The organism is Marisediminitalea sp., from assembly GCF_984433645.1.
On sequence record NZ_CFIDRX010000164.1, the window covers coordinates 1 to 9,698 of the forward strand.

The 9,698-nt window shown below is 47.5% G+C and carries 12 protein-coding genes; 8 read left to right on the forward strand and 4 right to left on the reverse strand.

Going from position 1 to position 9,698, the window contains the following annotated elements:
• The 4 genes from rpsT to AC4MRN_RS16700 form a co-directional block, all read left to right on the forward strand.
• Positions 1-199, forward strand: a 199-nt coding sequence (rpsT, locus tag AC4MRN_RS16685; RefSeq protein ID WP_491203912.1) for a 30S ribosomal protein S20, incomplete at its 5' end; no start/stop codon positions are given.
• A gap of 199 nt (positions 200-398) precedes the next feature.
• The gene (locus tag AC4MRN_RS16690) at positions 399-1,199 is read left to right on the forward strand and encodes a UDP-2,3-diacylglucosamine diphosphatase (protein ID WP_491203919.1); all 801 of its coding nucleotides are present in this window, start codon (positions 399-401) and stop codon (positions 1,197-1,199) included.
• Positions 1,200-1,296: 97 nt separating this feature from the next.
• Positions 1,297-3,015: a bifunctional ornithine lipid synthase OlsF gene (gene olsF, locus AC4MRN_RS16695; RefSeq protein WP_255052731.1), complete on the forward strand. Its 1,719-nt coding sequence runs from the start codon at positions 1,297-1,299 to the stop codon at positions 3,013-3,015.
• Positions 3,016-3,231: 216 nt separating this feature from the next.
• Positions 3,232-3,654: a hypothetical protein gene (locus tag AC4MRN_RS16700; protein WP_491203913.1), complete on the forward strand. Its 423-nt coding sequence runs from the start codon at positions 3,232-3,234 to the stop codon at positions 3,652-3,654.
• 97 nt (positions 3,655-3,751) lie between these two features.
• Here the strand turns inward: AC4MRN_RS16700 and AC4MRN_RS16705 are convergent, their stop codons facing one another.
• Positions 3,752-4,288 carry a pilus assembly FimT family protein gene (locus AC4MRN_RS16705; RefSeq protein WP_491203914.1) on the reverse strand — a complete coding sequence of 179 codons (537 nt, stop codon included), beginning with the start codon at positions 4,286-4,288 and terminating at the stop codon, positions 3,752-3,754.
• A gap of 312 nt (positions 4,289-4,600) precedes the next feature.
• On the opposite strand from AC4MRN_RS16705, the gene AC4MRN_RS16710 reads away from it, so the two are divergent.
• On the forward strand, positions 4,601-4,993 hold the full coding sequence (locus tag AC4MRN_RS16710; protein WP_491203915.1) for a VanZ family protein: 393 nt from the start codon (positions 4,601-4,603) through the stop codon (positions 4,991-4,993).
• A 4-nt stretch (positions 4,994-4,997) separates the two neighbouring features.
• Here the strand turns inward: AC4MRN_RS16710 and AC4MRN_RS16715 are convergent, their stop codons facing one another.
• Together AC4MRN_RS16715 and AC4MRN_RS16720 are read right to left on the reverse strand one after the other, a co-directional pair.
• Positions 4,998-5,135: a hypothetical protein gene (locus AC4MRN_RS16715; protein ID WP_370239871.1), complete on the reverse strand. Its 138-nt coding sequence runs from the start codon at positions 5,133-5,135 to the stop codon at positions 4,998-5,000.
• Between the two features lie 35 nt (positions 5,136-5,170).
• Positions 5,171-5,332 carry a hypothetical protein gene (locus AC4MRN_RS16720; protein WP_370239870.1) on the reverse strand — a complete coding sequence of 54 codons (162 nt, stop codon included), beginning with the start codon at positions 5,330-5,332 and terminating at the stop codon, positions 5,171-5,173.
• Positions 5,333-5,437: 105 nt separating this feature from the next.
• Between AC4MRN_RS16720 and AC4MRN_RS16725 the strand changes: the two genes are divergently transcribed.
• The 3 genes from AC4MRN_RS16725 (at position 5,438) to AC4MRN_RS16735 (ending at position 7,358) form a co-directional block, all read left to right on the forward strand.
• Entirely contained in the window at positions 5,438-6,577 is a 1,140-nt protein-coding gene (locus AC4MRN_RS16725) for an acyltransferase family protein (protein ID WP_491203916.1), read from the forward strand.
• Between the two features lie 10 nt (positions 6,578-6,587).
• On the forward strand, positions 6,588-7,103 hold the full coding sequence (locus tag AC4MRN_RS16730; RefSeq protein ID WP_491203917.1) for a DUF6265 family protein: 516 nt from the start codon (positions 6,588-6,590) through the stop codon (positions 7,101-7,103).
• 84 nt (positions 7,104-7,187) lie between these two features.
• A complete protein-coding gene (locus AC4MRN_RS16735; RefSeq protein WP_174237785.1) occupies positions 7,188-7,358 on the forward strand; it encodes a hypothetical protein in 171 nt (56 codons plus the stop codon).
• A 219-nt stretch (positions 7,359-7,577) separates the two neighbouring features.
• Here AC4MRN_RS16735 and AC4MRN_RS16740 read toward each other — a convergent pair whose 3' ends face one another.
• Positions 7,578-9,464 carry a SurA N-terminal domain-containing protein gene (locus AC4MRN_RS16740; RefSeq protein ID WP_491203918.1) on the reverse strand — a complete coding sequence of 629 codons (1,887 nt, stop codon included), beginning with the start codon at positions 9,462-9,464 and terminating at the stop codon, positions 7,578-7,580.
• Positions 9,465-9,698: the final 234 nt, after the last annotated feature.

The window sequence follows — 9,698 nt, forward strand, 5'->3', positions numbered from 1 at the left end:
CAGCCGTCGCTCCATGACTCGTACAAGTATTAAAAAAGTAGTAGCGGCTATCGCCAGTGGCGATAAAGAGGGTGCCCAGGCTGCACTGGCTGCTGCCACTCCAATTCTTGACAGAATGGCTACCAAAGGTTTGATTCACAAAAACAAAGCTGCTCGTCATAAGAGCCGTCTGGCTGCGCAAGTTAAAGCGTTGGGTTAATCCACGATTAACGAACAGTGATAAAAAGCGCCTTACGGCGCTTTTTTTATACCTGCTTGTTTTATGCCTGCCATTTTAGGGCGTGTCACGTAACATTCAATAACTCGTCATTGAATCGTCAAGTGGACGTCACCTAACTGTCAATTGCATTCACTACATTAAGCCCAGCCAATTCGGAATAATCCAGCAGGGTGACGTGATGCCAACACTCCACTACAAAGCAGTATGGTTGTCTGATATTCATTTGGGCAATAAAGACTGCAAAGCAGAATACCTTTTAGAATTTCTTCATAACATCAAAGTAGATACCCTGTACCTGGTGGGTGATATCGTTGATATGTGGCAGATGGAAAAGCAATTCCGTTGGCCGGAAGCCCATAACCGGGTAATGCACAAACTCATGCAAATGAGCAACGATGGTACGCGCGTGGTGTATTTACCTGGTAATCACGATGCCCCCATTCAAAAATACTCGGGCATGGCATTTGGCGACATCGAAATAGAGCGCGAACTGGTGCACGTCACGGCTGATGGCAGACAATATCTTGTACTGCACGGCGACCAGTTCGATGCTGATGTAACGCTGGGGAAATTTCACGCCTGGATTGGCGACAAAGGCTACGACCTGTTGTTGTTTTTGAACCGCTGGTACAACCGCTTCCGCAGTTGGCGGAATACCCACTACTGGTCGCTGGCGGGTTATATTAAGAAACACATAAAAGGCGCGAATAAAGCCATTGAGCGCTACCGTGCCGCAGGCTGTGACTATGCCAAAGCCAAAGGCTTAGATGGTATCATTTGCGGTCACATTCACCATCCTGAGTCGTTAATGGTAAACGGTATTCATTACATAAACGATGGAGACTGGATAGAAAACTGCTCAGCGCTGGTAGAAGATATGAATGGCGAGTTAACCCTGATCCACTTCAATGAATACCTGAAGCAAAAGGCATCCGTGGCAATACTGGCTGATTTCGTTAAAGGTGAGCAGGCGGCATAGCCCCTGCTCCGCTGTAAAATAAGTGACATACAACTGTGCTTTTTTCGTCACAATTGGTTGATATCGTGTAGCGAAAATCGCACAAAGTGTACTTAATATGTTTACTGTAGACGGCCTACTCAACGAGTATTATCCGCAGGTTGCAAACAACCGCATCCTGAACAAACCCCTGTGTTTTGTTCTACGACACCTGCTACACGAAAGGGAAATTGCAGATTTCGGACGGACCTATCCGCACTATCACGACATTGACTTTGTCGAGCAGGTCTTAGAGTACTTTAATGTAAGTACCTCAATTCGCGACAATGAACGCGAGCGCATCCCCAGTGAAGGGCGTGTCGTGATCATTGCCAACCACCCAATTGGTTCAATCGATGGGTTAGCCCTCATCAAATTAATCTCTGAAATACGCCACGACCTCAAAGTGGTGGCCAATCAGATGCTGATGGCCATTGAACCATTACGTGACCGGCTGCTACCGGTGAACAACATGCAGGGTGGCACGCCAAAACAGCATTTGTCGGCCATTCATGACCACCTGGCTTCAGAAGGTGCGGTACTTATATTCCCTGCCGGAGAAGTCTCTCGATTGCGTCCACAGGGCGTGCGCGATACACACTGGCACAGCGGCTTCCTGCGCATGGCACGTCACGCCAAAGCGCCTATCTTGCCGATTTTTATTGATGCCAAAAACTCGCCCTTGTTTTACGGCGTATCCATGATTTACAAACCGCTGGCGACAGCCTTACTGGTAAAAGAAATGTTCAATCAGCGCCGTAAATCACTCCCAATGCGTATAGGCGAACTGATCCCCTATAGCAGCTACCAGTCCATGTCGATATCTGTTCCCGATACGGTTAAGCTGTTTAAACGTCACCTGTACCGCATAGGCACCAATAAGAAAGGCATATTTGCCACACAGGCCGCCATTGCCATGCCTGAGGACAGAAAAGAGCTGTCCCGAGCAATTCGCCAATGCGAACACCTGGGTGAAACGTCCGACGGCAAACACATCTACTTATACCTGCACAAAGGCAGTTCCGTGATCATGCGGGAAATCGGCCGCTTACGCGAAATTGCCTTTCGAGCGGTAGGTGAAGGCACCTTGCAGCGCCGCGACATCGATCGCTACGACAATCACTATTACCACCTGATTTTATGGGACGACAAAGATCTTGAGATCGTTGGAGCCTATCGCTTTGGCGACGCCCAGCGCTTGTCACAGCCCGATCATCAGACTGGCCTGTATTCTGCAACCCTGTTCGAATACGCGAAAGACAACCCGGCGCTGTTTGAGGAAGGATTGGAGCTGGGACGCAGCTTCGTTCAGCCACGTTACTGGGGTAAAAGAAGCCTGGACTACCTGTGGTTCGGTATTGGTGCGTTTTTAACGCGTTACCCACACTATCGCTACTTATTCGGACCGGTTAGCCTGAGTAACAGCTACCCACAGCCTGCCAAGCAGCTGATTGTGCAATTTTATCAGACCTACTTCCCGGCCAGGTTTGGCGAAGCCAAAGCGAAAATCCCTTTCACCGTGCCCAGTGACAGCTTAAAAGCTTTCTCTGGTAACGACTACAAAAAAGAGTTTACTCAACTCAAGCACTTACTTGCCAATATGGGAGTGAATGTCCCGACGCTGTACAAGCAGTATACTGAAGTGTGTGAACACGATGGCGTGGCATTCCTCGACTTTAATATCGACCCAGATTTTTGTGACTGCATTGACGGTTTAGTCGTCGTAGACACCGACAAACTGTTACCCAAAAAACGGAAACGTTACCTGCTGTCCCACCAATTAGCAGAAAGCGCATAAGCACATTTTCAGGGTAGTCATTGACTGCCCTGCCGGTGTCGCAAATATTACACTCCCCGTGAAACTTTCACGTAGTAGTACTTTTCATCCTGCGCCATTTCAAATGGCAAACTTTAGTAAGCTCATGATTTAAAGTGCTTTTTTAACCTAGCTCAAATCTGGCACCCGGCTTGCTGCAAGTAATGCCGATACGATTCAGATACTGAGGATGACAAGATGAAAAAGCTACTCACACTGTTTATTTCAACCGGATTGATTCTTAACCTGACAGCGTGCGGGACGATTCTACACCCAGAGCGTAAAGGCCAGACAAGTGGTCGATTGGATGCGGGCGTTGTGTTACTCGATGCCGTTGGCTTGCTGTTTTTCTTCGTGCCCGGCGTGATTGCATTTGCAGTAGACTTTTCTAACGGCACAATTTACTTACCAGATGGCTATACGCAAAACCTGACTGACGAAGAATTGCAGTCGGTGACAGTGAATGGTCAGGTTGACCAGGAAAAACTCAAAGCTCTTATTGAGAATAAAACGGCGCTGCAGTTGCCAGAACAACCGCTGAACGTAACGTCTTTAGAAGATGAAACCCAGCTTGCCAAGCTATTGAAGGTGTACTCGCCCCAATTAATCGCAATGAAATAGGTCGCAATAAATTAGCCGGCAACACCAGGCTGATACGCTGAGGGAACAGCATCAATACTTGCGAGGTGAAGTGTAGGAACACTTCACCTCTTGTAGGTTAGCAACCTGAAGTGTCTTTTACGATTTCAGGTTCTTTGTAGTCATTAACGAAACTCTCATAGGACACATAGCACTTGCCTGCTACGATCGCCGTATAGCCGACCCCGGCATTCATTTTACTGCGCGTAGTTATGTAAACCTCACGAGTCGATTCACCGCTTGAAGCCTGGCCGTTAAAGTTCTCTGCAAACGTCAGATCATTCGGACCGTAGACCATAAGTTCCAGTATTTCAGGTACCCCGTCGCTGTCATTATAGGATGTGCCAAGCGGATAGCCTCTGTCGAAATATACGCCGTCAAACTCATAGCCATTATTCATGCCGCCAGCACCGGTAGCAATTAACGCTTTGGCGTTACCAAGATTGGCAGCCGCTTTTAGTCCTGCCGCCAGGTTATTGATCACAGCAGCGTTGGCATCGGAAGAGAAATTCACAAATTTGGGCAAAGCCGTCACCGACAGTACACCCAATAAAATGATGACAGTGATCAGCTCGATAAGCGTGAATCCCTGTTGTTTTGGGGATTGAAATTTCATAAACCCTTCACAGTGACAAATTCATATACAACAATAAATAACAGCGTCTTGTTGCTTATAGTAGCGCAAAAAACATGCATCGGCGACCGGCAAACACACCAGCCCTTTTTAAATAAGTTTGCTGCCAAACGACATACAAAAATCGCAAAACAAAACTTTCAGCGGGCCCGGCTCACCAGAACAACTGCGCTCGATGTGGCAACAATAGTGACATTTTATGCACCGTAAAAGCCACTTTTTCGCCCGTGCTTTAACCTATTTGGCTACTAGAGTAATGCTAATACTTTAATTACTTCAGGCATTAAGCAAACATTGAACAAATACTACACACTCTTAAGCATACCGGCAGCCGCATTTATTCTTTGGGTTATCTACCTCGCAAATGCGGGAGCAACCAGTGTCTTTCTCAGCGTTATACAACACATTCCTTTTGGCGATAAGCTCGGGCACTTTGGGCTGTTTGGCTCACTCACCCTCCTTGTTTTAGCCGCGACAAACGGAAAATCCGTGGGCGTGTCTGGCCAACGTTATTATATCGGGAGCCTGGTTATTCTGCTGTTCGTTACGGCGGAGGAAATCAGCCAGCTGTATATCCCTTCCCGCACTTTTGATGTGTTCGACTGGCTGGCTGATGTAGCCGGTATTATCGGCGCATCTCTTGTTTATAAGCTTGCTCTGCAGATGAGGACTAACAGCATCTCATGATTGGTTAGTCTGATTCAATGACTTCAGGGTCTAGGTTTTGCTTTTGTTGTCGGGCAATACGACGGTCAGTCACAAAGCGTGAGATAGATACCACTGCCAGCAGAAAACACGCCAGAGAAATGAGCCCGCACGGAACGGCCATTAACAGCACACCTGCGTTATAGCCCCCTATAGCCTCTAATTGCCCCTATTGGCCAGAATAATGCCAATGCTCAGCTCAATAGCAATGGACTCAATATCTAATTGTGGCTTTGGCGAAATCGTCTTCGCCGCATAGTGGTTAACTTTAAAGGACATGCTGCCGCCAAGTTCTGGTACCAGCGTTACTGGTAAACGCACACATACAAGAATTATTTGCTAACAATTCATCACACTTCCAGTCAGCAAATACCCGTATAGTGTTGCCTGAGAACTCAACTTTGCATCAAAAACAAAGGATTGTAAATGAACAACGAGGCAGCGGGGACATCGCAAAATAAACGCTATTTTGAACTGGACTGGCTTCGTGTCATTATGATCTTCGCGGTCTTTTTGCACCATGTTTTTATGCCGTTTAATGGCGATGACTGGCACATAACCAATACCGATTCCAGCAAATTGCTGGACGATATCATGGTGTATTTCGAGCAAATCCGTTTACCCGTATTGTTTTTTATTGCCGGCGCGGGTAGCTACCTGCTACTGCAGCGCAGCGCTGCCGGCGCTTTCTTTAAAAGTAAAATTTACCGGCTGGTCGTGCCTTTTTTTGTTGGCATGATGTTTATCGTGCCGCCGCAGGAATACTATGAACACCCAGACAAATATAGCTCGTTGCTAGACGCATACCGCCAGCGCTTTCTGGCGTTTGAACCTAACCACCTTTGGTTCCTCGAGTTTCTTATCGTATTCATGGTGTTTGCCATACCTGTTGCTGCCTGGTTAAAAAGTAGCGCGTCGACGTTTGTCTTGTCGGGGATAACACGTTTAGCACAATACCGTCTGGGATTATTTTTACTAGTCACATTACTTATTGCGGTGCGATGCTGGCTTCAGACCACCACCTTGAATGAAGGGCATGGGATCGACAACCTGGCCTTGTCTGCTTTTTACGGTCTGTTTTTCCTGTTTGGTATGATATGCATGAGTCGCTCTTCCATTTGGGATTCTTTTGCCAAGCACAGACGCACCAGTGCGGTAACACTGCTTCTTTGCTCCTGTTTGTTCTATGTGTATTACCTCGTTGATTTTAGCGGCTACGCGTCACTGCAGACACGCTGGGCGATATGGTGGGCCATGTGCTCACTGGTATCCTGGTCGGCTATGCTGACCCTGGTTGGTTACGCCAGCCAGTACTGTACCTCCTCACCAGAGTGGCTTCGCACGGCCAATTCATTGATTTTCCCATTTTATATTTTGCATCAAACGATTATTGTCGCCCTGGCGTTTTACATTGTGCAGTGGCAAAGCAGTATTGCCATTAAATCAACCGTACTATTGGCTCTATCGTTCGCTATTTGCGCAGCAACCTGCTACGTTGGTATTCGGCCATTTAACCTGACTCGCAGGCTGTTTGGCATGAAACCTATTATCAAGGAACACGCATAAGGAGGCGCACATGAAGGCGTTCCTGGTTGTATTATTTGCCTGTCTGTTCAGCATCTCGGTTCAGGCAAATCAGCCATTACCCAATGTTATGCAAGCAGACAAACACGCGCCCTCGCCTGCCGCCACGTTGGATTCGGTTGCCTGGCTGGCCGGGCACTGGCGGGGGGAAGCATTTGGCGGCATTGTAGAAGAAGTCTGGTCGCCCCCATTAGGTGACTCGATGATGGGCGCGTTCAAACTGGTTGTTGGCGACAAGGTGCAGTTCTACGAGATTGAAACAATCATGTCAGTTAATGCATCGCTGGTGTTTCGTTTGAAGCACTTTGGTAATGACTTAACAAGTTGGGAAGAAAAAGAGGAATATATGGACTTTCCTCTGTTAAAGCTGACTCAGGACACCGCGTATTTCAATGGCCTCACCTTGCAGCGTATCGACGAAAACACCATGAATATTTACGTAGCCATTGAAGATGGCGGCAAAATCACGGAACATAAGTTCCATTATAAAAGAGTATCGTCACGCTAACGCGTCGGCTTGGCGCCGTCTTCGACTAATCCAATGGCTGTCTCGTTACGTAGCTAAATTAAAATATCAGGTTGGCTCGTTATTATGTTGAAAATCATTGTGTTGCTTCCATTAGTCCTCAGCCTGATTTGGGTGGGCTACCTAAAGGTTAATCAGTACAGTCTGGCCGACGGCAAGCAGGGATTTAAGTACATCTTTATTTTCTCGTCGGTAATCGCCCTGTTCTTCACATTTATGTATTTTGTCACACAGTAACGCCAATCTGCTATAAGCGTGGCGTGCTGCTCTGTACGCCCATTTATAGCCGCCTTTTAGTTTTCCGCATGTTGATTTCCCATCTCTACAACTTCTTTTCGGGTAACACTCTTTCGCTTTACCATTAAGCCTGAATTATCCACAATGCCTCGAAGAAGAGCACAAAAAAGGCCACTCGTAAGTGGCCTTCCTGAATAATGCGATTAATATCCTGGTGAACTACAGGTTAATCTTTACATCCGCAGCGTTGCGCAGGGAGTCGATAAACGCCTGATAACCAGTCTGTGCGCTTGCGGTAGCAATCTGCTGAGCAAGCGCTGCACTATCTTCTTCTGACAGCGCCTCAGGCTGATTAATGCCTGTCACCTTCACAATACCCACATCGCCTGAGCCCAGCTCGGCAATATCAATGTTGTCAGGCGCAGCATTACCCAGCGTAAACAAAGTTTCAACCAGAGCACGTGGCAGTTCACCACTGGTACGCGTCAGTGCTTCTTTGCTTTCCCACGACAGAGTAACATCACCAAGCTCAAGTGAAGGTGTTTCACCCGCTTTGATTTGTTCAACTACGTTGGTCGCCCAATCGGCAGCGGCCTGTTGCGCTTTCTCGGCACGAAGCTGCGCAAGAATTCGCGTGCGTACTTCGTCTAGCGATTGAGTGCGTTGTGGCTCGTGTTCTGCGATGCGAACGAATGCAATAGTGTCGTCATCAAGTTCAATCAGGTCGCTGTTCAGACCTTCTTCAATAAACGCTGGGTCAAATACCCGACTAGTTACTGCTGGCACGTTTAATGGCGCAGGCACCAATTGCGCGCTGACCAGTCCGGTCTCTTTCACAGGCTTATTCGCAACACCTGCCACATCTTCCAATGTGTCTGGCACTTCAAACGCCAGGTTAGCCATGTCATTCTGCAAAGAGTAAAAACGATCAGTGGCTTTGTCTGTAGCAAGCTGGTTGCGAATTTCTTCGCTAACTTCAGCTAATGGCGTCACTTCCTCAGGCTTGATATCGGTAAGCTTGATAATGTGATAACCAAACTCAGTCTCCACCACGTCAGATACATCGCCTACCTGAGCCAGTGAGAACGCTGCGTCGTCAAACGCTTCGTCCATCATACCTGCAGTAATGAAATCCAGGTCGCCGCCGTTTTCAGCGGTAAAGGTGTCATCAGAATTTTCTTGTGCCAATGTCGCAAAATCTGCGCCGTTGGCAAGCTCAGCAACTAATGCTTCAGCCTTGGCTTTTGCCGCCGCTTCATCGTCACCAAACTCAATGATAATGTGCGATACGCGACGCTCTTCAGCAGTCTTGTAAAGCAGGTTGTTTTCGGTGTAGTACTGTTCAACTTCTTCGTCAGATACAGTGACATCGCCTTTCAGATCGTCAACGGAAAGCATTACATAAGCAATGTTCACCTTTTCTTGCGTATCGAACTGAGCAAGATTCGCTTCGTAGAAGGTATTCACTTCTTCATCGCTCAGTTCAACCTCAGAGGCGAATGGCGCAGAGTCGACGATAAGGTATTCAGCATTACGTGTTTGCTGTTGCAACGCATTCGCCAGGGTCACTTCTGCAGGTAGTGCAAAATCACTGGCGCTAACCGCTCTGGCCAGCTGTTCACGAGTCATTTGCTGACGCATATAATTGCTGAACGAAGCGGGTTGGAAACCATTTTGACGGAGCAGCATTAAATAACGCTCATTGTCGAACGTACCTGCCGTTTGAAACTCTGGCATTTGTACAATGGCTTCTCGGATTTGCTTGTCAGACACGCGTAAACCCAGTTCTTCTGCTTTTTGCAGCACAAGGGTATCCGCAATTAAGCGATCCAATACGTTTAAACGAAAATCACGCAGGTAATTTTCATCACTGAACAAAGCGCCGATGCTTTCACCAAACTGCGCTTCAAGACGCGCACGTTGAGACTGGTAAGCTCGCTCAACATCTTGTTGGCTAATTTCTTCGCCGTTAACTTCTGCCGCTGCCGTGACACCTGACGATGACACATAGCTACTGACGCCTGCAAATACGAAACTCAACACTATCAGGACAATGATCGCCATCGCCCAAGGGCCTTGAGAACCTTCTCTGATTCTTTCTAGCATGACTCGATTCTAACTCCGTTACATACCGCTGCCCGAGGCATCAACAAAATGGTTGTACTCTCGGTAAAATAAGCCGGGATTATAGCCTAACATTCACCCGGATAGAATGCTGGAACGACATTCCTTGTGTCGATACCAATAAAAAAGGCGATGGAATTCCATCGCCTTTTCAAAAACTCTGACTGCTTATTAGTTACAAGCGTCTTTCAGTGCTTTACCAGCTTTGAAAGAAGG